General features: G+C 45.0%; 26 protein-coding genes. 18 read left to right on the top strand and 8 right to left on the bottom strand.

Annotated features, from left to right (window positions below; translation table 11 throughout):
- Positions 1–61: 61 nt before the first annotated feature.
- The 6 genes from lptM (at position 62) to yigB (ending at position 4,753) form a co-directional block, all read left to right on the top strand.
- Positions 62–181 (top strand): LPS translocon maturation chaperone LptM, encoded by a 120-nt coding sequence (gene lptM, locus ACE1OE_RS22510; protein WP_408063639.1) that lies wholly within the window; start codon positions 62–64, stop codon positions 179–181.
- 30 nt (positions 182–211) lie between these two features.
- Positions 212–1,465 carry a diaminopimelate decarboxylase gene (lysA, locus tag ACE1OE_RS22505; protein WP_102470778.1) on the top strand — a complete coding sequence of 418 codons (1,254 nt, stop codon included), beginning with the start codon at positions 212–214 and terminating at the stop codon, positions 1,463–1,465.
- Between the two features lie 10 nt (positions 1,466–1,475).
- Entirely contained in the window at positions 1,476–2,306 is an 831-nt protein-coding gene (gene dapF, locus ACE1OE_RS22500) for a diaminopimelate epimerase (protein WP_102470777.1), read from the top strand.
- 66 nt (positions 2,307–2,372) lie between these two features.
- Complete coding sequence (locus ACE1OE_RS22495) at positions 2,373–3,125, top strand: DUF484 family protein (protein ID WP_449212327.1); 753 nt, start codon at positions 2,373–2,375, stop codon at positions 3,123–3,125.
- Complete coding sequence (gene xerC, locus ACE1OE_RS22490; RefSeq protein ID WP_102470775.1) at positions 3,103–4,020, top strand: tyrosine recombinase XerC; 918 nt, start codon at positions 3,103–3,105, stop codon at positions 4,018–4,020. Before ACE1OE_RS22495 ends, xerC begins: the two co-directional genes overlap by 23 nt.
- Positions 4,021–4,030: 10 nt before the next feature.
- The gene (gene yigB, locus ACE1OE_RS22485; protein WP_449212326.1) at positions 4,031–4,753 is read left to right on the top strand and encodes a 5-amino-6-(5-phospho-D-ribitylamino)uracil phosphatase YigB; all 723 of its coding nucleotides are present in this window, start codon (positions 4,031–4,033) and stop codon (positions 4,751–4,753) included.
- Positions 4,754–4,910: 157 nt separating this feature from the next.
- Here the strand turns inward: yigB and ACE1OE_RS22480 are convergent, their stop codons facing one another.
- Together ACE1OE_RS22480 and ACE1OE_RS22475 are read right to left on the bottom strand one after the other, a co-directional pair.
- Positions 4,911–5,498: a tRNA-uridine aminocarboxypropyltransferase gene (locus tag ACE1OE_RS22480; RefSeq protein WP_449212325.1), complete on the bottom strand. Its 588-nt coding sequence runs from the start codon at positions 5,496–5,498 to the stop codon at positions 4,911–4,913.
- A 2-nt stretch (positions 5,499–5,500) separates the two neighbouring features.
- A complete protein-coding gene (locus ACE1OE_RS22475) occupies positions 5,501–6,532 on the bottom strand; it encodes a COG3650 family protein (protein WP_449212324.1) in 1,032 nt (343 codons plus the stop codon).
- Between the two features lie 41 nt (positions 6,533–6,573).
- Between ACE1OE_RS22475 and ACE1OE_RS22470 the strand changes: the two genes are divergently transcribed.
- Entirely contained in the window at positions 6,574–7,044 is a 471-nt protein-coding gene (locus ACE1OE_RS22470; RefSeq protein ID WP_449212323.1) for an EVE domain-containing protein, read from the top strand.
- A 170-nt stretch (positions 7,045–7,214) separates the two neighbouring features.
- Here ACE1OE_RS22470 and ACE1OE_RS22465 read toward each other — a convergent pair whose 3' ends face one another.
- Positions 7,215–8,045 (bottom strand): Cof-type HAD-IIB family hydrolase, encoded by an 831-nt coding sequence (locus ACE1OE_RS22465; RefSeq protein WP_449212322.1) that lies wholly within the window; start codon positions 8,043–8,045, stop codon positions 7,215–7,217.
- Between the two features lie 136 nt (positions 8,046–8,181).
- Positions 8,182–9,177: an alpha/beta fold hydrolase gene (locus ACE1OE_RS22460; RefSeq protein WP_449212321.1), complete on the bottom strand. Its 996-nt coding sequence runs from the start codon at positions 9,175–9,177 to the stop codon at positions 8,182–8,184.
- A gap of 115 nt (positions 9,178–9,292) precedes the next feature.
- On the opposite strand from ACE1OE_RS22460, the gene rhtB reads away from it, so the two are divergent.
- Both rhtB and ACE1OE_RS22450 read left to right on the top strand, forming a co-directional pair.
- Positions 9,293–9,910, top strand: coding sequence for a homoserine/homoserine lactone efflux protein (gene rhtB, locus ACE1OE_RS22455; protein ID WP_372061852.1), 618 nt, complete (start codon positions 9,293–9,295; stop codon positions 9,908–9,910).
- Positions 9,911–9,926: 16 nt separating this feature from the next.
- Positions 9,927–11,159, top strand: coding sequence for an EAL and HDOD domain-containing protein (locus ACE1OE_RS22450; RefSeq protein WP_449212331.1), 1,233 nt, complete (start codon positions 9,927–9,929; stop codon positions 11,157–11,159).
- 15 nt (positions 11,160–11,174) lie between these two features.
- On the opposite strand, the gene ACE1OE_RS22445 is transcribed toward ACE1OE_RS22450, so the two are convergent.
- Positions 11,175–12,200, bottom strand: coding sequence for an amidohydrolase family protein (locus ACE1OE_RS22445; protein WP_449212320.1), 1,026 nt, complete (start codon positions 12,198–12,200; stop codon positions 11,175–11,177).
- A 109-nt stretch (positions 12,201–12,309) separates the two neighbouring features.
- Complete coding sequence (locus tag ACE1OE_RS22440; protein ID WP_102470766.1) at positions 12,310–12,630, bottom strand: DUF2500 domain-containing protein; 321 nt, start codon at positions 12,628–12,630, stop codon at positions 12,310–12,312.
- A gap of 262 nt (positions 12,631–12,892) precedes the next feature.
- On the opposite strand from ACE1OE_RS22440, the gene ACE1OE_RS22435 reads away from it, so the two are divergent.
- From ACE1OE_RS22435 to ACE1OE_RS22420, 4 genes are all read left to right on the top strand, one after another.
- Positions 12,893–13,264 (top strand): DUF4145 domain-containing protein, encoded by a 372-nt coding sequence (locus ACE1OE_RS22435; RefSeq protein ID WP_102470765.1) that lies wholly within the window; start codon positions 12,893–12,895, stop codon positions 13,262–13,264.
- An 898-nt stretch (positions 13,265–14,162) separates the two neighbouring features.
- Positions 14,163–14,795 carry a lysoplasmalogenase gene (locus ACE1OE_RS22430; protein WP_449212319.1) on the top strand — a complete coding sequence of 211 codons (633 nt, stop codon included), beginning with the start codon at positions 14,163–14,165 and terminating at the stop codon, positions 14,793–14,795.
- Positions 14,796–14,874: 79 nt separating this feature from the next.
- Positions 14,875–15,111, top strand: coding sequence for a YecH family metal-binding protein (locus tag ACE1OE_RS22425; RefSeq protein ID WP_102470762.1), 237 nt, complete (start codon positions 14,875–14,877; stop codon positions 15,109–15,111).
- A gap of 60 nt (positions 15,112–15,171) precedes the next feature.
- Entirely contained in the window at positions 15,172–15,759 is a 588-nt protein-coding gene (locus ACE1OE_RS22420; protein ID WP_102470761.1) for a YhgN family NAAT transporter, read from the top strand.
- A gap of 57 nt (positions 15,760–15,816) precedes the next feature.
- Here the strand turns inward: ACE1OE_RS22420 and ACE1OE_RS22415 are convergent, their stop codons facing one another.
- Positions 15,817–16,095: a DUF1145 domain-containing protein gene (locus ACE1OE_RS22415; protein WP_102470760.1), complete on the bottom strand. Its 279-nt coding sequence runs from the start codon at positions 16,093–16,095 to the stop codon at positions 15,817–15,819.
- On the bottom strand, positions 16,092–16,691 hold the full coding sequence (rsmD, locus tag ACE1OE_RS22410) for a 16S rRNA (guanine(966)-N(2))-methyltransferase RsmD (protein ID WP_449212318.1): 600 nt from the start codon (positions 16,689–16,691) through the stop codon (positions 16,092–16,094). The genes ACE1OE_RS22415 and rsmD overlap by 4 nt, the downstream gene beginning before the upstream one ends.
- 212 nt (positions 16,692–16,903) lie before the next feature.
- Here rsmD and ftsY point away from each other — a divergent pair, with 212 nt between their 5' ends.
- The 5 genes from ftsY (at position 16,904) to glpE (ending at position 21,735) form a co-directional block, all read left to right on the top strand.
- Positions 16,904–18,124, top strand: a complete 1,221-nt coding sequence (gene ftsY, locus ACE1OE_RS22405; protein WP_449212317.1) for a signal recognition particle-docking protein FtsY — start codon at positions 16,904–16,906, stop codon at positions 18,122–18,124.
- Positions 18,125–18,228: 104 nt separating this feature from the next.
- Complete coding sequence (gene ftsE, locus ACE1OE_RS22400) at positions 18,229–18,900, top strand: cell division ATP-binding protein FtsE (protein WP_102470757.1); 672 nt, start codon at positions 18,229–18,231, stop codon at positions 18,898–18,900.
- Entirely contained in the window at positions 18,890–19,849 is a 960-nt protein-coding gene (gene ftsX, locus ACE1OE_RS22395) for a permease-like cell division protein FtsX (RefSeq protein WP_102470756.1), read from the top strand. Before ftsE ends, ftsX begins: the two co-directional genes overlap by 11 nt.
- A gap of 263 nt (positions 19,850–20,112) precedes the next feature.
- Positions 20,113–20,970 (top strand): RNA polymerase sigma factor RpoH, encoded by an 858-nt coding sequence (gene rpoH / locus ACE1OE_RS22390; RefSeq protein WP_102470755.1) that lies wholly within the window; start codon positions 20,113–20,115, stop codon positions 20,968–20,970.
- 444 nt (positions 20,971–21,414) lie between these two features.
- Entirely contained in the window at positions 21,415–21,735 is a 321-nt protein-coding gene (glpE, locus tag ACE1OE_RS22385; RefSeq protein WP_449212316.1) for a thiosulfate sulfurtransferase GlpE, read from the top strand.

The raw sequence follows: 21,735 nt of genomic DNA, 5'->3' as shown, positions 1-21,735 counted from the left end.
TGCATTTCTATTTCGTGGTGCGATTATAGGGGGCATTGAATCAATAATCACGATATGCAAAATGAAAAAGACGATCACGGCAATATTTATGCTCGTGGCAGTTACGTTAGTGGGTTGTGGCCAAACTGGACCACTTTATCTACCAGCCGACGAAGCCCCTGCGACAGAGCAGACACAATAGTCATCGCCATATTTTAAAGGAATACTCGATTTGGATTACTTCAACTATCAGGACGATGGCCAGCTTTGGGCTGAAAATACGTCGTTAACACAACTTGCCGAGCAATATGGTACCCCTCTTTATGTGTATTCTCGCGCCACGTTAGAGCGCCACTGGAATGCCTTTGATAAATCGGTGGGTGAGCACCCGCACTTGGTGTGTTATGCCGTTAAGGCGAATTCAAACCTTGGTGTGTTGAATACGCTTGCTCGCCTTGGCTCTGGCTTTGACATCGTTTCTGGTGGAGAGCTTGAGCGTGTCATTGCTGCCGGTGGCAACCCTGCTAAGGTCGTCTTCTCTGGTGTCGGTAAAACGGCGCAAGAAATGCGTCGTGCGTTAGAGCTCGGTATCAAGTGTTTTAATGTCGAATCTGAACCGGAGCTAGAGCGTCTTAACCAAGTCGCAAGTGAGCTTGATGTTATTGCGCCAATTTCTCTGCGTATTAACCCTGATGTTGACGCTCATACTCACCCTTATATCTCAACTGGCCTTCGTGATAATAAGTTTGGTATCGCTTTTGAGCGTGCACCTGACGTATACAAGTTTGCGCAAGGCTTGTCTCATTTATCCGTGCAGGGTATTGATTGCCATATTGGCTCGCAACTCACCGACATCGCTCCATTTATTGATGCGACAGACCGACTATTGGCGCTTATCGACCAGCTTGGCGAAGACGGCATACATATCCGCCATCTTGATGTAGGTGGTGGTTTAGGCGTGGTGTATCGTGATGAATTACCACCTCAACCTTCTGATTACGCAAAAGCGTTATTAGCGCGACTTGATAATCACCCTGAACTCGAGCTTATTTTTGAGCCGGGTCGTGCGATTGCGGCAAATGCTGGAGTTTTGCTAACAAAAGTTGAATTTCTCAAGCATACCGAGCATAAGAACTTTGCGATCGTTGATGCTGCTATGAATGATTTAATGCGACCTGCGTTGTATCAGGCGTGGCAAGACATTATTCCAGTTGCGCCGCGTGAAGGTGACGCCTTAAGTTACGACTTAGTGGGGCCAATCTGCGAAACCGGTGATTTTATTGGTAAAGATCGAGCGTTGGTATTAGAACAAAATGATTTGCTGGCGGTTCGCTCTGCGGGGGCTTACGGCTTTGTGATGTCGTCGAACTATAATACGAGACCAAGAGTGGCCGAGATTATGGTAGATGGCGACCGATCTCATCTTGTGCGTCAACGTGAAACGTTGGCAAGTTTATGGGAACTTGAAAGCATCTTACCGGAGTAAAGAGACACTTATGCATTTCCACTTTTCTAAAATGCACGGATTGGGTAATGATTTTATGGTCGTTGACTGTATTACCCAGAATGTGTTTTTCTCGCCGGATCTTATTCGTCGACTGGCGAATAGGAATACGGGTGTCGGCTTTGACCAGCTATTGATTGTTGAAGCCCCGTATGACCCTGAAACGGATTTCCATTACCGTATTTTTAATGCTGATGGCAGTGAAGTGGAACAATGTGGCAACGGTGCTCGTTGCTTTGCCCGCTTTGTGCAAATGAAAGGTTTAACGAATAAATACAGCATCAGTGTCAGTACCAAGAAAGGGAAAATGGTCCTTAAGCTTGAAGAAAATGATCTGGTGACGGTAAATATGGGACAGCCTGAATTTGAGCCTAACAAGATCCCATTTAAGGCCAAGCAAAAAGAGAAAACCTATATTATGCGTGCGGAAGATCAAACCTTGTTCTGCGGCGCCGTCAGTATGGGAAATCCTCATGTTGTGACCGTTGTTGATGATGTGGACACCGCTGATGTTGATCGCCTAGGACCAATGCTTGAATCTCATGAGCGTTTTCCCGAGCGAGTGAATGCTGGATTTATGCAGGTCGTAAACCGCAATGAGGTTAAGCTCCGTGTCTATGAGCGTGGTGCTGGCGAAACTCAAGCTTGCGGCAGTGGTGCTTGTGGAGCAGTAGCGGTGGGCATTAATCAGGGTTTGTTGGATGAAAAAGTCACGGTTCGTCTTCCTGGAGGCGACCTGAGTATCTCTTGGCAAGGCGAAGGACATCCTTTGTTTATGACAGGCAGTGCAACGCACGTTTTTGATGGGCAGATTTCCTGTTAACCAATAACCCATTATACTAATGGCGGGCACCGTTTTCGGGCCCGCCATTTTTTCGCGTCTTCATTAATGAATGACACTAGAGACAAAGAATCAAAGGGAAGCATTTTGTCTGAGTTTGAAGCCGATCCCCTGAGTGCAGAACTGACTGCAGAAGTGGTGGCACAGTACCTATTCGACTATCCTGACTTTTTTAAAGGCCGAGAGAGCTTGGTCGAGAGATTATCACTGCCTCATCAACAGCAAGGTGCAGTATCGCTTGTGGGCATCCAAATGCAACGCCACCGCGACCGTATTGAGGCACTTGAAGAAGAAATCACCACCTTGATGTCACTTGCTGCGCGCAATGATAAAACGTTTTATGAATTTATGTCCTTGCAGGAAAATCTGTTGAAATGCCGTGACCTTCAAGGGGTCGTGCGGGCAATTATACAAACAGCCCAAGACCTGAACTTAAAAGGTTACCTAAAGTTATTAAATAGTGACAACGGTGGTGACTCGTTATCAATGGAGAGTTGGCAGCGGTTTACTACTAATCACCTGAACGGTAAAGATGCCTACCTTGGCCGCCTTAGAAAAGCGGACAGAGAGTTGCTCTTTGGTGATACAACGGTACCTGAATTAGGGTCTTATGTTGTGTTACCCCTTAAACGTCAGTTTGCTCAAGGATTTTTAATTTTCTCGAGTGAAGATGGCGGCCATTTCCAACCTGAAATGGATACCTTATTTTTAAGACACCTTTCATTAATCGTCTCCTATTTGTGTGAGAGCTTGGAATGGCGTCAGCTTGAGGAAGAGAATGTCAGACCAAGTACTGCCTAGAAGCCTGCAAAATCCACTCGAGCGCTTTTATGAATACTTGCGCAGTGAAAAAGGGTTGAGTCTTCATACACAACGAAATTATCGTCAGCAACTCGAGACAATGAGCTGCCATCTTTTTGAGATGGGAGTGACGGAGTGGACACAGGTTGATGCGGGTTGGGTTCGTCAATTGGCAGGTAAAGGCATGCGTGAAGGCATGAAAGCCAGCAGTATCGCCACGCGCTTATCCTCACTGCGTAGCTTTTTTGATTTTTTGATTCTTCGTGGCATGTTGAGTGCAAACCCAGCAAAGGGTGTCAGTGCACCAAGAAAGCAGCGACCGCTGCCGAAAAATTTAGACGTTGATGAGATGGCTCAGTTACTTGAAGTGAATGAAGACGATCCATTGGCTGTTCGTGATCGAGCCATTATGGAAATCATGTACGGTGCTGGACTGCGACTCGCTGAATTGGTTGGGATTGATGTTAAACACCTGAATATGTCGAGTGGCGAAATCCGTGTTATCGGTAAAGGTGATAAAGAGCGTAAAGTGCCTTTCTCCGGGCAAGCGGTTGAATGGGCAAAAAAGTGGCTAAAATTGCGAGGCGATATCGCACAATCGGGTGAGCCTGCTTTGTTTGTCTCAAAGCTTGGTACACGGATCTCCCATCGTAGTGTACAAAAGCGCATGGCAGAATGGGGACAAAAGCAGGCCCTTGCGAGCCACGTTAGTCCCCATAAACTCCGTCACTCTTTTGCGACACATATGCTTGAGTCCAGCAATAACTTGCGGGCCGTTCAAGAGTTGTTGGGGCACGAGAATATCTCAACCACGCAAATCTATACACACTTGGACTTTCAACATCTTGCTCAGGCATATGACCAAGCCCACCCTCGTGCAAAAAAGAAGAACTAAGGACTGATTTATGCGTTTTTATCGCAACCTACCGACCATAAAAGCGATGACATTCGATCTGGATGACACCTTATATGACAATCACCCGGTGATTGAGAGGGTTGAACAGCAAGCGGCGCATTGGTTGTATTCGAAACACCCAATCAGTCAACAATGGGATAAAGCGCGCTGGCACGCATTTAAAATTGAATTATTGGACGCACATCCTGAGCTTAAGCATGATGTTACAAAGTGGCGTGAACAACAGATTGTTCAGGGATTAGTGCATTTGGGTTACGATGTACCCCAAGCTCAGCAGGTAGCGAATGAATTGATTCAGCTTGTTCTACACTGGCGAAGCGATTTTGATGTTCCACATGAAACACATCAAGTGCTTAAGGTATTGAGTCAGTCTATGCCGCTGGTGGCGATGACCAACGGCAATGTAAACGTTGAAGCGATAGGCCTTGCGCCCTATTTTTCATTAGTACTAAAAGCCGGGCCTGATGGTCGAGCAAAACCACATGCCGACATGTTTGATAAAGCCGCGCAGTATCTTGGCTGTGAGCGCTCACAGATCCTTCACGTCGGGGATCATGTCATCACGGATGTAGCGGGAGCGAAAAGGCATGGCTTTAGTGTATGTTGGTTCAATGATACGGACCAAACGGCGCGAGTAACGGCAAGGCTAACCACATTACCAGACATAGAAATCTGTGATTTGAGATCATTGTTATCGCTTACTGTACGTTGATATAAATAGTGATGCGTCAGTCTCATCGTGACGAATAGGATTGCTCAACTTACGTAGCGAGTTCTGCGCCGGTAGGTTCTTTCCCATTTTTTCAATCAATCGGCGCCTATAAAAAGGCGCCGATTATGTTTGTCTCTATGGGCTCTATTATACTGCTCTATCGAGCATGCCCGCAGCGCTCAGCTTGATAGCGATGTAGATAGTCGCCAAAAAAAACTCGCATGTCTTGCGCGGTATTCTTACTCTCAACTTCGTGAACCAATTGAGTCACTACCTCAAAGGTACATAGATTACCACTTTGTTGGTTCCGCCTTAGCTGGTACTGGGAAGCTTCTGCTGCTTCAATGCAGACTTGCGGTAGGGTTTGTAGCCATTGGCTGCGATTCAACATCTTCTTCGCTTCTTGCCATGTTGCATCCAGCACGATGAAGTGGCTTGGTTCTGGGTGTTGCTGCTGCCATTCAGCTAACGGAATGCTGCTTGGTGAGGGAAAGACGAGTACCGGTGTTTTGCCTGATGTCATGTATTCAGGGGGCGGCGCTTTTCTTTCCCATGGCTCGATATGTGTACAAGGGAGCAACCGTTTGACGATTTTTCCCGTATTCGTGCTACGCGAGAGCTCATTGGGGTGCGTTAATAAGGTAACCATAAGATCGCTATTGATCGCTGGGATCGTCGCGCAATAACAGTTGTGAATAAAACCACACTGTCGGCACGGTGTGGTTATCACGAGAGGCTCATTCATTATCATCGACTTTTGTAGAGTGTTAGGCCACCGTTACTGATGGGGTAGAGAATATCGCCAACCTTTTCTTGTGTTGTCACTAATGCGTCATCTTGACGGTCAAAAATTCGCTGAGAAACCAGATATTGTTGCTGGTGACGTGTCATCACGACTTGTACCTGCTTATTATTGAGTTGCTGCCAAAAACCACGCTCTTCAGTTGCGGGTGATTGATCTGCGTAGTCATAGCGAGTAATGGCCGTATGATCGGCATTGAGTGTCATGGAAACCGTGAAGCCAGTGTTTTCTGTAGACTGCGCCGTGTAGGTATCGACCCAGCTTAGGGTGCTATCACGATTAGAGACGGTTGCACAGCCTTGGCGAGACCGGTCACCCATCACGAATGCGGCGCTCCAGCCGTAAAGTGTATCACTCATCGTGTCATTGCAAAGTTTGCCCGTCATGGTGAGGCTTGCGTCATCAAACTCGTAACGACGAGTGTTCTGTGTAATTTGTTTTGATTCTAGTCTTAGTGGCTGTCGGTCTTCGCCCATCTGACTAAATTGTGCCAGTTCAGCGTTTTCGAACGTGAGATTCCAGAATGGCTCGTTACCTAAGACTTGAGTGGGTCTCAGAGGTTGATCGCAGCGTTTTGGGTTCTCTGCGGTGATCATATTGACCTGCTTTACCACAAAGCGGCCTGTGTAATCTGAGTCAAAGCCTCGATGGCTAGGAGCCTCAAGATACCCAATGACTTCGGCATAAAGAGTTTGATAAGGGGCCGTTGATAGTTTCTCTGCCGCTTCACGAGCTTCCTTAGGCAGCTCTAACCAATACTGCTGAGCACTACCACAGGGCTTTATTGTTCTCGATTCATGCCCGACGATAGCTTGGCCGCGTATGAGATAAGTTTGAGGAACCACCGTCTCTGGACGCTTAAGTTCCGCGCGTGGCTCTGCAGGTTTGGCTGTGTCATTGGATGCGGTATTGAAAGATGAACACGCTTGCAGTAATAATACCAGCGGTACTGCGAGTGTTAACCGTGACATTTTCATTAAATACTTCCCTTCGTGAGTCGATGTAAACAAGGACTATTATGGCATATTGGCTATTCAAAACAGAGCCGGATGAATTTTCTATTGATACGTTGCGAGTAAAAGGCGCTTCCTGTTGGGAGGGCGTCCGTAATTATCAGGCTCGTAATATGATGCGAGATGAGATGCGCGTCGGCGATAGGGTGCTCATCTACCATTCATCTTGTAAGCACATTGGTGTGGCTGGTTTGGCCAAGATCACTAAAGAGGCCTATGTTGACCATTTTCAATTTAATGTCGACAGTGATTATTACGATCCCAAATCCACACTCGATAATCCGCGTTGGTTAATGGTAGATATTGAATTTGTGGAAAAGTTCAATCGAGTGGTGCCACTTAGCGTGCTTAAGTCGATGCCTGAATTGAGTGATATGCCATTGGTAAAACGAGGAAACCGTCTATCGGTGATGCCAGTCCGTCCGTCGGAGTGGGCCGCTATCTTAGAGCGAGCAGGGGTGTCTTGGAATGAATAGCGATATTTTGGAGTGAACAGCTAGCTAGGCCTTGGAGTGAGTTGGCATGTCTTCGCGCGAGTTAGCCAGTAAGATTAGACTTGCGTTAATCAAAGACAAAAGAAGTAAAAGACTCCCATGCCCATAAGTAGGTGACTAAACCTATAGGGGTGAGCACAGGAGTGGTAATTCTAGCCGCGTGAAATAAGGTGTTGTTTTAGGTATTCAGCAACAGCATCGTCAGCGTTGGTGCCTATTACTTCATTGTTTGGCAGTGCTTTTTTTACTTTCTCGTGAGCATTCTCCATGACAAGACCTTTGCCCGCCATGGTCAGCATTTCAGCATCATTCATACCGTCACCAAACGCGATACAATTCTCAAGACCAAGCCCTAACTTTTCAGCGACAGCTTTGAGTGCCTCGCCTTTCGATACATCATGAGCCATAACCTCTAGGCACCATGGGGTTGAGAATGCGATATTTAACGTGTCGCCAAATTTAGCGATAAGCGCATCTTCTAGTAGGACGAGTCGCTCGTGGTCTCGGTTTTCGTCGGTAACAAATATTTTAGCGATACCTGTATTTGGGGCATTATCTGCGTCAAATAGCTGGTATGTAAAACCAGTGTCGGTGTGGAACTTTGCCAATGTTTCATCTTCTTTATTCAGTAACCATTGCTCGTTTTGGTATAAATGAATAAACAAGCCGGGGTCAGTTTTGAGGACATCAACGACGGACTGCACTTTGTCTTTTGGTAAATCTTGGCTGTAAAGCAGGTTATCTAGCTCATCGTGTACGCGAGCACCATTTGAGGTAATCATATACGCAGGTATCCCAACGGACTCTCTGATACCAGAGACATCGACGTGATGTCGGCCTGTCGCAAATATGAAGGTGTAGCCCTTAGCGTGCAATGCTTTTAACGTTTGTTTGGTATTGTCACTGAGCTGGTGGTTTGGCGCTAACAGTGTGCCGTCTAGATCAGAAGCAACGATATGGATGGAGCTAGATTGAAGAGTCATAGGTCTCTCTGTAAGTTAACGATGATGGGCGAAGAAATTATCTACAGACCTTATTGTATGGCAATCTTCTTGAGAAAAAGAGGGTAAACAGGCCATATAAAACTTTCCTCATTTACCCAAAATACGAACGGTATCATTATGCGCTAGATGCGGGATTAAAAAATGCGTTAATCGCCTCCATCGCTTGATTTCGATACACATCTTTTTCAAACAACACTTCATGCTTAGCACCTTCAATGACGTTTATCTTCGCCAGCTTGTTCGTTTTGTGTAATTTACGAATGAAGTGTGTTTGTGCGTCGTTGTTGACGATCATGTCACTGCCAGCTTGAAGCAACAACAGTGGAATCTTCACTTGTCTGGTTTGCTGAGTGCACTGCTTGGCCGCTATCAATCCTTGCCATACCCAGCGGGTGCTTGGACCGCCAATCTTTAGCTCTGGTTTTTGCTCGTAAAGATCTCTAAACCAGCGATAACGTACCTCGCTTTGTGATAATGGATTGATATCGAAGGGCTTAGCAATATAGCCTTGATAGCCCGGTGCATAGGTAGGTACGGGATAGACTGCCGTCATGATTTGGGCGACGGTTGTGACGAATGGTCTGAAATAACAAGGGACATTGACGCCGTACATAGGCGCACTAAGGGCTATTTTATCGAAGTTATGCTCAGGTCGAGTCTGGATATAGCGCGTAGCAATAGCGCCGCCCATCGAGTGAGCAAGCAAGTGCCTTTCTTCGTAGTGTTGGAGATCAAACTTGCTGAGCAATAGCTGCATGTCATCTAGGTAATCTGAGAATTCGCCAATATGGCCCATCTCAGGGTTCGGCGCGAGATGAGTCGACATTCCTTGTCCACGATGGTCAAAGGAATAAATATCGTAACCCAGCTGATAAAAGTCATAGAATAGCTCTTGATATTTCCATGCCGATTCGATTCTACCATTAACGACAACTAAGGCTTTACGATGGTTTGGGTTGGTTAACTTGCACCAATAAAGGCTGGTACCATCTTTGGTTTTCTCTCGCCCTTCGTGGCGGCACGCCCAAAAATCTGCTATTTGTGCGTGAATAACTTGCTCAAAATCCTGCTCTTGAGTATAAGGGTTGCTAACTAAATTTGAGTCGGTCATTAATTAACCTGTGTGTAGTGTTGGACTATCAATTGACGACCCCATTTAGTCTCGAGTCGAAAACAGAATAAATACTCTTCTGCTGATAAGAGTAAATCAGTCGTAAGGAAATGCAATGGATTATCATGTTTGGCTTGCTTATGTTGTCACCGCTATTGTTTTTAGCCTGGCTCCGGGCTCTGGTACGGTAAATTCGATCAGTAATGGTCTTAATTATGGGACTCGAAAATCTCTTGCTGCAATTGCAGGCTTGCAGATCGGGCTGGCATTTCACATCATTTTAGTTGGCGCGGGTATTGGTGCGCTGATAGCAAAATCGGCGATGGCCTTTACCATTATCAAATGGGTAGGTGTGGCGTACCTCATTTGGTTAGGGATCCAAAAATGGCGAGACACCTCAAGCTTAACAGCGGATGCCTCACATGATACGCGGTCGACGTGGACATTGTTACGCAGTGCGGTGCTCATTAACCTGACCAACCCGAAGTCAGTGGTCTTTTTAGTGGCCTTGTTTCCGCAATTCATTGACCCTACTGGTAACCAAGTCACACAATTGATGATCTTAGGGGCAACGACCGTTGTGATTGATGCTACCGTCATGTTGGGCTACACCTCTTTAGCTTCTCGGATGGGGCGCTATATTCGCTCTGGCAGAGTAATGGCCAAGATAAACAAGGTGTTTGGTTCTATGTTTATTGGCTGTGGTGCGTTACTTGCAGCGGCGAAGTCGTAGTGCGCCTGTTGCAGTCATGAATACCACCTATGTCGCTCGCCAACCTATATTTAATGCTCGTCGCCATACATTGGGCTATGAACTGCTGTTTCGAGACGGTGATAACAATGCCTTCCCTGGGCACATTGAAGCAAATAGAGCGACATATAGGCTGATTACAGAGAACTACCTGTCACTTGGCACAAACCCCATCATCTCTTCTTCTCGATGCTTTATTAATTTCCCTCATCAAAGCTTGATACGACGCCTACCACTCATGCTACCGAAAGAGAAAGTCGTCGTAGAAGTACTAGAGACCTGCACGCCAAATCAAGAGCTATATGATGCGGTTCGTGAGCTATATCGCGAGGGCTACACCATCGCGCTTGATGACTTTGTGTATACCTCGGCTTGGGAGCCGTTTCTTCCATTTGTTCATATTGTGAAGCTCGATATTATGGCCATGGGGGTCGAAAAAGCATGCACCTTTGTTCAGCAGCAAAAGCAGAAAGGAAGTACTCGCCATTACTTGGCTGAGCGGGTTGAAACGGAACAGGAATTTATATTAACCAAGCAAGCGGGCTTTAAGTTTTTCCAAGGCTTCTTCTTTAGTAAGCCTATTATGCAAAAGCAAGTGTATATCAGTGCTGCTCAGCTGGTGGCTATGGAGTTATTCCAACAAGTATGTCTATCAGAGGTAGACTTTGATCAGGTAGAAAAAATCGTCGCTAAAGATGTGGTACTGTCCTACAAGTTACTGCAATTTGTTAATACGATGAACCCTCGCTTGGAAGCGGAGATCACCTCTTTTCGTCAGGCGCTGATTTACTTGGGTCAAGATAAACTTAAGCTATTTGTTTCCTTGACGGTGGCCTCATTTATTTCTAGCACCAAGCCCAAAGCGCTGTATGAGCTTTCGCTACAACGAGCCCAGTTTTGTCGTTTGATGACCAAGTACCCGCCGTTCACCCAGCATCGTGACCAAGCGTTTATGATTGGATTATTTTCCATTTTGGACGCATTGATGGACCTATCGTTGGATAAGCTCATTAAGCAGCTGCCATTATGTTGTGAGATTAAGGGCGCGCTGCTTCAACGTGAAGGGCCTTATGGCCAATTATTGGCATTAGAGGAGTGCTTTGAGGTGGCTGATTGGGATGGCATGGAGCAACATCGGCAAACCTTAGGGCTCACTCAGCAATCCGTGTATTCAGCGCTGGCTGACGCACAGCGCTGGAGTCAAGATGTACAAGCCATTGATGGCCGTTGATTTTCACGTTTCTTATTATTGTTTTTCATTTTTGTGCTGACTAGGTAATACCGATAGCATATTCTGGTAAGCCATTTTTTCGGCGACATGCGCAGGTAACGCCGATAGGACCGGGTCCCAGGTACTTAACGCGGTCTCTTGATAACCAAATGCACCCACCACATCACTTCCAATCATAAACCGCTCTGGATACGCTTCGATGAGTGATACCCAGCGCCTGTCTAATTGTCCTTTTGGCATAACAACATCGATCAATGACCATGAGGCTAAGATGTATAAATTGTCGTGTTTACTGAGTAACGAGGCCACAGTTTGATAGAGGAAGCGCATATCAATGGTTCTGGTTAGTGTGCTGGTTGTTCCTGCATGTGCCCACAAAAATCGTGTCTCCGGGTGCTGTTCCAATGCTTGAGTGAGCTCTTCGATGTACAGGGGTTCATTTTCTCGCTGTGAGGTAATATTGGCATGCAGTAGGACGGGGAGATCATATCGAGCAGCGACATCATAGACTTTGTGTAGAGCGGGGTGGTTCGCTCGTGGCTTTTCATCCGCAGTTAACGCGGTGAGGTGATCGTGCCTCGTAATGACCTCACCGATGCCTTGCCAAAAGTTAGGGCGAAACGTCAGTTCTCTTTCAATGTACTCAGCGGCATTGAGATCGGTAGTGTTGAAACCGCTAAGAAAAGGATGGAGGCGATCTTGTTGTGCTTTAGGCAATGATTCCACTTCTCTCGCCACTAGTTCATCGGTGTGGGAGTAGTAATAGACCGGTGCATCATCACCATAAACGAAACGCGGTGCTTTGGGTTGAGAGTGGTCCCATTTTTTTATGACAGGGAGGCCCATTACATAGGCATGATCGATATCAAGTATATCCATATTATCGATCAGTGCTTGAGCGCCCTCAGAGCGCTGAAAATAATCCACGAGATGAACTTCAGCGTCATTGACTTTACCTTGGTAAGCCGCACTGCAACCCGTGGACGCGTAAGCAAAAAGTAGTGGTAACCACCATGAATAATGATGAGACTTGTTCGGCATGAGCTGACATCCTTGTTCGTTAATAGCACTACGCTAGCATGACTCACTCAAAGGGTAAATTGATTAGCATTAACCCATTAATTTAATGACTTATTATCGCCATCCTTGTCTAACGACTTAACGAAAAGTGCAAAAATTTATCACCTTGGTAAGTCAGTATGCCTTTATCGCCCGGGGTTAAGTGATGATAATAATGAACACCGACCTGGAACTCTCGTTTTATGCCAAAGCTGCCTTTTTGGACGTAGATCCAGTACTCGTCATCGTCTGTTGGCTCTGATGTTGCGATGATCTGTTTATCTAAAATAGTGATGGCGATTTTTTGCTCTGGAGCATTAACACCATGGACGTGTTGTCTTTGAGTTTGAAAAAATAGAAAAGCAGTAATGATGATTAATACTGTAACGGCAATCACTAATGAAATAGGCATATACTCTCTCCGAACCCAAAGCACAATGGGGTAAAGATCGCATAAAAATCGCAGAAAATATGGATAAATTAGTTGATTTGCTTCAAATTTGGGGTCATATCACACAAAATCTTATTGGCTTAGGCTTAAATCTTTACTTGAATTTACCCAACAGTTGTCGAAATTCTGATACAAATAGATAACAATGCAATAATGAGTGTGCAGAGGATTAGCCAGCGAGATTTCGGCTCCACACATTGTGCTGGTTGTGGGAGGGAAGCATATGTCAGATATTGAAAGCGTGGTGTTGCAAACACGGCGCATAGAAAAACTATTGCGACAACAGTATCGAGCTGATGGAAAAGGGTTGCATCAGCTCATTACAAGTTGTGAAGAACGATTGCCCCATGATGTAGTGGGTAAACTGAGATATATTGCGACCATTCGCAATAAGATAGTGCATGAAGATGACTATCAACTTGATGATAAACGTAGCTTTATGCGCACTTGTGCTGAATGTGAACAAGAGCTGACACCAAGAAGCAGTCGATTTGTTTGGCGTGCTGCTGTGTGGTTAATGGCGTTAATCACAATCATGGCGATGGGTTTTTATTATATCCACTGGGAGAAGGTACTGCATATCCTTTCCAAGTAAAATCAATGACATAAAAAAAGGGACGCATTAGCGTCCCTTTTTTTATGTCAATATGGTTAAAACTAGTAAAGCATCGGCAGTGTCATTAGACCTAGTACGACGGCGATCATTACTAATCCTTGCTTTTGAGAAGATGAAATCATAACACTGCTCCTTTATTAATTTGTTAGTTCGTTAGTAAGAATAGCATGGTTTTTGATGTCTTTGCAATACAAACTTATCGTAGCGGTTGTTTATGACAGTTTTCTTCCTTAAATGTGGTTGTTTTGACAAAAGAAACAGTGTTTTTATCAAGGTTACTATTTGCTCTTTGGCGTCTTTTGTCCGAAATTTCATTTTAAGTTATTGTTTTAAAGTGATTTTTGTGGGGTTTTTAACTGTTTCATTATTGGCCTTGTTGTTTTGAGGTTTTGGTCTATGTAATGGGTGTAGCCTTTGTTTGTTGTGGTTGAACGTGGCGACTTTATCTAAATTCTTATCGGTTGAGATTTTTCAGTCTGATGTGATGGATATTTTACAACAGAATGTATAGCTTTAAAGCGATACATTCGAAGCCGGGTCGTAACAGAATTTGCTGCACATTTTTTCTTTAAAAGCATTAATTAACATGTGGTTAGATTTATATTTTTCTAAGGCTAGTGCTTTATTATTGGAGGATTTGGCGTGATAAATAAGATTGGCTATTCATACTCGTAAAGTACTGGCAACCAATTCTCGATGCAAACGTTTGCTAATTATTTTTGTTTAAATTGCACGTCTTGGAATGCGTTGAAGAAAAACAAAGCCTGTCAATGTTGAACTTATTTAATCTAAGACAAGTCCAACTTTTCAGTCTAACTACTGGACATGAAAATCGAGCTTCTTACACTGGTTTAGGTAATAAGAACTAGGTGTAATTATGTGGAGTTGGCTTGCGATAGGTTTATCGTCGTTGCTATTTATTTTTGCTGCTGAAAAGGGTGACAAAACTCGAAGTGTCATCTTTAGTGCGGTCACTCATGGATTATTGCTAGTGCTACTGCTTAACACCGACGGTATCAACGAATACCAATGGTGGTTAGCTCTAGGGCTAGGTATTTTTTTAATCAGCGACCTTGGCCAACAGCAAGCCCGATTTAGTAAAGTTAGCTTTATCGGTTATATCGTTGCGCAAGTGGTGTATAGCGTGGGCTTTTGGGGGCAGGTACAAAGCCAGTTTGTGTTGTGGTTACCAGCACTATTATTGTGTATCGCTATTGTTACCTTTTTCCTCCTTCTTCCTCGCCTTGACTCTTTTCTGCTGCCAGTGGCAGTGATGGGGGTATCCTTAATTAATGTAATGTGCGCGGCAGGGGAAGTCTGGTTGTTTCATCTTGACTGGCGTACCCTGCAGGCCTTTTTAGGTAGTTTATGTCTTAGCGCGTCTGCCATGATGTGGGGCTTGGACAAGTACCACTTTCGAAGTGGTCGAGCCCGATATGGAATCTCTGGAAGCTATTACCTTTCTCATGCGTTGATTGTCTCCTCTGCTATCGTTCCGGGTGTTTTGTGAGCTTGGCTTGCGGTAGATCATTCCTCTTTTAGGGATTACGGGTAATATTCCGGCATACAATTTCAATGGGAATACCATAATGACGACAGCAATCCATGCTCATAAAGTACTTAATTTACTCCGTGACAAAGCGATGACTCGTGATGACTTGGTCACAGCAGTTCACGATCAATTTGGTAAAAATGCTGAATTTCGAACATGTAGCCGAGAAGGTTTTGACTTAGAGACACTACTAAGCTTCTTCATTGAGAAGCAAAAAATCATTGAACAACAAGGCCTGTGGCAGCTCAATGTTGAGCGAGTTTGTTCTCATTAAGCGATAATCAATAAGCCTGCTATACTCACGCGAATTTCTCCCGCAAGCAGGCTTTAATCCATGGACATATTATCTGCAGCGACCATGATGTTTCTTATTATGGACCCGCTTGGCAACCTTCCTATCATACTATCCATACTCAAACACCTTGACCCTAAGCGTCGACGTATGGTGTTGATTCGAGAGCTTTGTGTTGCGCTTGCGATCTTGATGTTATTCCTATTTGCTGGGAAAGGTATCCTAAGTTTTCTTCATGTTGAGCCTGAAACATTAAGCATTTCTGGGGGAATTATCCTCTTCATCATTGCGATTAAGATGATTTTTCCACAAGCCGGCAGCGTGACTGGGTTGGCGGCGGGTGAAGAGCCTTTCATTGTTCCGATGGCAATTCCAATGATTGCTGGGCCGTCAGTGATCGCAACGATTCTACTCTTATCGACGCAGCATCCCGATAATCTCGCGGAGTTATCTGTCGCGGTGTTGCTTGCTTGGGGGGCGACTTTCTTTATTTTGATGTTCTATAGCTTCTTCCACAAACTATTGGGTGAGCGCGGTCTTAAGGCTGTTGAGCGATTGATGGGTTTGTTATTGGTGATGATATCAACACAAATGTTCTTGAATGGAGTGAAGGGCTATTTGATGCACTAAGTGAGTCAGTGCATGAGTTGAACTCAGCGTTAAAAAAAGCCGCATTAGCGGCTTTTTTTACATCATATGTTTACGTCGTATATCCAGTAAAGCAAAGATACCAAAGGCTAGAATGGAGTACTTTTCCCAAGTGCTGAGTTTGAGATGTTCACCGAACGCGCCCAGAAATATCGCCATTTGTACGCCGTGCATGATAAACAAAAAGGCGGTCATGATGTAAAGCCCAATGGCCCCTTGGCGATCAACGAAGCCGTCAAAGGCACCAAAAATATTGAGGATCAAAATTAACCAGATAAAGCCAAAGGCTATCTTGGCCAGTTTAATGAGTATGTTCATTTGTGGTTCCTTTCAAAAAGTCGGTAACAAACCTGTCCGGCGGTTTTTTCTTTGAGTAAATCCCAGGATTCAGGGATCGCATCGAGCGTCAGTTCTTTTTCCGTCTCAATATAAATTAACGCATTTTCGCTTAGCCAGCCATTTTGTTCTAGTAGTGCAACCGTTTCTGGGAGCAACCCTTGACGAAATGGTGGATCAATAAACACCAAATCATGCGGTGTTCCCGTTTGAGCAAGGAACGTGAGCGCACTGGTATTATGCGTTTGGATGTTTTCTGCTTTTAGTAAAGCAGTGTTACTGACCAATTGCTGATAAGCTTTAACGTTGAGTTCAATCATTTGGACTTGTTTTGCTTGTCTAGATGCAGCCTCAAAGCCTAAGCTACCAGAGCCAGCAAAGACATCCAGGACGTCAGAGTGAGGAACATCTTGTGCCAGCCAATTGAAGACGGTTTCTTTCACGCGATCCGTTGTTGGGCGTAAACCCTCGGCTTCATGGACCGGTAGCTTTCTACCGCGCCATAACCCGCTGATAATACGCACGCTTCCCGTTGGGGCAGATTTTTGTGATGGAGTTTGCTTGCGACGTTTAACCATAGATTTTTTGACCGACAATAAAGTGATACTATACGTAGCCCTATGAAGAGCTCAAATTGATAGTGACAAAGTGTACCAATCTCTGACAAAACTTTTCACTGCTTTGTTACTTTTATTTTGTTGGGATTTTCACACCTCGTGCGATGCCTATACTCATGTAGCTCGGACCTGATTTAAAAACATTTGAATGACAGTATTCAGGATAGTTTCAGATGACAGAAAAGAAAAAACGCGGATTACTTTCTTGGCTTGGTTTTGGTGATGAAGAACAAACTGAAACCAAACAACCCACTCAAGAAGAACAGCAACACCAAGATGAATCATTAGAAAACAATCAGCCTCAAGAATTGGCTGAGGAAGAACGTGTTGCAGAAGATGCCGTCGTTGAAAATGTTATTGCGGACAGCGTGATAGAGCAACACACTAACGAAGCAGAAGCAGAAGCAGAAGCAGAAGCAGAAGCAGAAGCAGAAGCAGAAGCCCCTCGTGTGCATGAACAAGAGAAGCCGACAGAGAGTTTCTTTGCTCGTCTTAAGCGCAGCTTAAGCCGAACCAAAGCGAATATCGGTGCCGGGTTCTTTGGGCTGTTCAAAGATAAACAGATTGATGATGATCTGTTTGAAGAGCTAGAAGAGCAATTGCTTATTGCTGATGTTGGCATGGATACCACAACGAAAATTATTGGTAATCTGACCGAAAAAGCCTCGCGTCGAGATCTAAAAGATGGCGAAGCCTTGTATGGCCTACTTAAAGAAGAAATGGCAGAGATCCTTAGTCATGTAGAGAAGCCACTTGAGGTCGACACAACAAAGACACCTTACGTTATTTTAATGGTCGGCGTTAATGGCGTGGGTAAAACCACCACCATCGGCAAGCTTGCGAAACAGTTCCAAGGCCAAGGAAAGAAAGTCATGTTGGCGGCGGGTGATACCTTCCGTGCTGCAGCCGTGGAGCAGCTTCAGGTCTGGGGTGAGCGCAACAACGTACCAGTGATTGCTCAGCATACCGGGGCGGACAGCGCATCCGTGATTTATGATGCGATAGAAGCGGCAAAGGCTCGTGGTGTCGATGTCGTGATAGCTGATACGGCAGGACGTTTACAAAACAAAGCCAATTTGATGGAAGAGTTGCGTAAAATTGTCCGTGTGATGAAGAAAATTGATGATTCAGCCCCGCATGAAATTATGCTAACGCTGGATGCGGGGACTGGACAAAACGCCATAAGCCAAGCCAAGCTGTTTAGTGATGTTGCACCAATTACAGGCATTACACTGACGAAGCTGGATGGAACGGCTAAGGGTGGGGTGATCTTCGCGATTGCTGACCAATTCCAAATTCCTATCCGATTTATTGGTGTTGGCGAGGGGATTGATGATCTCAGGCCGTTTGAAACACAAGACTTTATTGACGCGCTGTTTAGCCGCGATGAATAGTACGAGTTGAGATAAAACCGACTCGATGAGAAAAAAATAACGATAATAAGGGATGCATAGCATCCCTTTTCAACGCAGAACATCCAAATCAGGGGAATGATTCGGTGATCAAATTTGAACAAGTAAGTAAGGCCTATCGTGGCGGACGACAGGCGCTTCAAAAGGTCGACTTTCACCTTAAACGCGGCGAAATGGCCTTCTTAGGCGGTCATTCAGGAGCAGGGAAAAGTACCTTGCTGAAATTGATTTGTGCACTAGAACGTCCGACGGATGGTCGCATTCTATTTAACGACCATGACATCAGTCGAATCCGACCAAAAGATATCCCTTTCTTGCGTCGAAACATTGGTATTGTATTTCAAGATCACCGCCTGCTCATGGATAGAACCGTTTTCGATAATGTTGCCTTGCCAATGCGTATCGAAGCCATTGCTGAAAATGAGATCAAGCGTCGTGTGTCTGCCGCTTTGGATAAGACAGGCTTGCTCGATAAAGCGAAGTGCTTACCAAGTCAGTTGTCCGGAGGAGAACAGCAACGAGTCGGTATCGCGAGGGCTGTGGTAAACCGCCCAACGATGCTACTTGCCGACGAGCCAACAGGTAACCTTGACCCAGAGTTGTCGAATAAGGTTCTACAATTGTTTGAAGAGTTTAACCGAGCTGGCGTCTCTATCTTATTAGCGACACACGATATCCATTTAGTTCGCTCGCGCCCTCAGTATCGTTACCTAGAGCTAAATCAAGGTTTCTTAAGTGAGGTCAGTGATGGTGTTTAAGCGTAAAAATAAACAACGCCCGAAAAAACAACGTCTAGCATCGGATGGCTTTTTTGCTGTGCATTGGAAGCAAGCTAAGTTTTCGCTACGTGAACTCTGGCAACGCCCGTTAGGCAACTTATTAACACTGGCGGTTATTTCAATGGCATTAACCATGCCAGCATGCTTGTACCTGCTAGGCAAGAATGTCGCGTCGGCAGCGGGTGATGTCACCAGTCACTCTCAGGTGACGGCCTATATCACGACCGGCGTGCCGGATGCGAGAGTCCTTGTGCTCAAGGATGCCATTGAAAGCTGGGAAGAGGTTAAAGAGGTCGAGTACATTACGCCTCAGCAAGGACTTGCGGAACTCAGCGAGCATTCAGGACTCGATCAAGCAATCAGCCTCCTTGATGGTTACGCTCTACCTGGAGTACTTGTTATTGAGCCTGCTAATACCAGTGTTGAAACGGATCGCAGCTTGGTGTCTAAGCTTCGAACGCAAGCTGATGTGACTGATATTCGGCGTGACGAAGATTGGTTAAGCCGTTTCGATGCGATCAAAACGCTATCTTCAACCCTAGTTATGACGTTGTCGGTATTGATGTTGGCTTCGGTATTTCTAATTGTCGGTAATACGTTGCGTTTTAATGTCCTCGCTAATAAAGAAGCCATTCAGACAATGAAGCTGATCGGAGCAACGGATAGCTATATTTTACGACCTTACTTGTATTCGGGTATGTGGTTTGGCTTTTTAGGTGCGCTTGTTGCCTGGTTATTGACGGCGTTGATAACGATTGTCTTAAATCGAGCCGTGACGGACTTAGCAATGTTGTATGACAGTGACTTTAGGCTGATTGGACTCAATTGGGATGAGACTCTCATCATACTCATGATTGGTGTTTTTCTCGGGGTCAGTGCCGCAAGGATTTCTGCAAAGCGTCATCTAAAAGAAATTGAACCAGTTTAATGTAAGACAGTCTTAATGAGAGAGGGAGCGCCGCACGGTGGTGCTCTTGATCAAATATTGAACTATTCAACAACATAGCAAGATAAAAGTCGTAAAGGTGTGAATCATACCTATTGATGAGTGAAAATTAATCGTCTTTTACCCTTGTTTAGCGCAACTGATTGTGCATAATTACAACCCCCTTCTTGAATCTCCTACTGATTAGGTTCAGTATTGATGAGTTAAGAAGGTGTTGTATCGACTCAACGTGAATGAGGAAATGAATGACTACCCAAGCGTATTCAATGGCTTTAGTGACACAAGATAGTCTTGATGGCTATATCCGATCAGTGAACAGTTATCCTATGTTGACGCCTGATGAGGAACGTGGACTAGCTGAGAGACTACACTACAAAGGTGAAATTGACGCTGCGAAGGGATTGATCCTTTCACATCTTCGATTCGTTGTTCATGTTGCACGTGGTTATTCTGGCTATGGCTTGCCGATGGCAGATTTAGTGCAAGAAGGTAATATTGGCCTCATGAAAGCGGTGAAGCGATTCAACCCTGAGGTTGGTGTTCGTCTTGTATCGTTTGCTGTGCACTGGATTAAGGCTGAGATTCACGAATATGTACTAAGAAATTGGCGTATTGTGAAAGTAGCGACAACCAAAGCGCAACGTAAATTGTTTTTCAATCTACGTAAATCGAAGAAGCGTTTAGGTTGGTTCAATAACGGTGAAGTTGAAACGGTCGCGCGTGAGTTGGGTGTGGAACCATCAGAAGTACGTGAGATGGAATCCCGTCTTGCAGCTCAAGACCCTACATTTGAAATGCCGACAGATGATGATGATACCGGTGTCTCTTATACCGCACCATCATTGTATCTTGAGGACAGAAGCTCAGATCTTGCTGACAATGTGGAAGCAGAGAACTGGGAGAATCATACCAATACACGTTTAGGGCATGCGTTATCAACACTTGATGAACGTAGCCAACATATTGTCCGTTCGCGCTGGCTTAATGATAATAAGTCGACGCTTCAAGATCTCGCGGATAACTATGGCGTATCGGCCGAGCGCATTCGACAGCTAGAAAAGAATGCGATGAAAAAATTGAAAGCCGCGGTTGGGGAATTCTAAACCCTAACCCCATGATTTATGAAAGGCCATGATCTTATGATCGTGGCCTTTTTTATTGGATCGAAAAACTGATCGCAAACGCTTTCCTTCTCTTGTGGATAAGTCTGTGAGGAAATTATTTGCCAGCTGTCAGAAACCAGCGGGTAATGGTGCTCTCCAGCGCTTTTGTCCTTGGGGATACCTTTTACTTTACACACAGCAAGATCAAGATCATCACTATATGTTGTGGATCAAATGATCCAAAAACACTTTATTCACGCAATCCACAGATTTACACACAGCTGGTGGTTTATTATACGCTGGTGGATAACCTTATAGGTTGTCGGTACTTTGTTAGCACTGAATAGTGATAATATACGGGCACGAAATGACACAACAAAATTGCCCTTATTTCGTCATTAATTGATGTGATAGGGAGCAAAAAAAAAGTAAGGATTTAGAATCATGGAACAGCTTCAACATATTGATGTTCACCGTGCTCAACAGCTACTAAAAGAGAACGCAGGGGCACGACTGGTTGATATTCGAGACCTGCAATCATTTGGCGTGGCACACGCACCGAATGCTTATCATCTAACGAATGATTCTTTGGTTGAGTTTATGCAACAGGTTGATTTTGATGTGCCTGTGCTTGTGATGTGTTACCACGGCATTAGTAGCCAAGGCGCTGGACAGTATCTTCTTAACCAAGGTTTTGAAGAGGTTTATAATGTTGATGGTGGCTTTGAGGCTTGGCATCGCGCAAATTTCCCAATAGAGAACTAA

This window comes from Vibrio sp. E150_011 (genome assembly GCF_053544015.1).
Note: the sequence above shows the minus strand (reverse complement) of the source record. Positions and strands in the feature narration are given on the sequence as shown.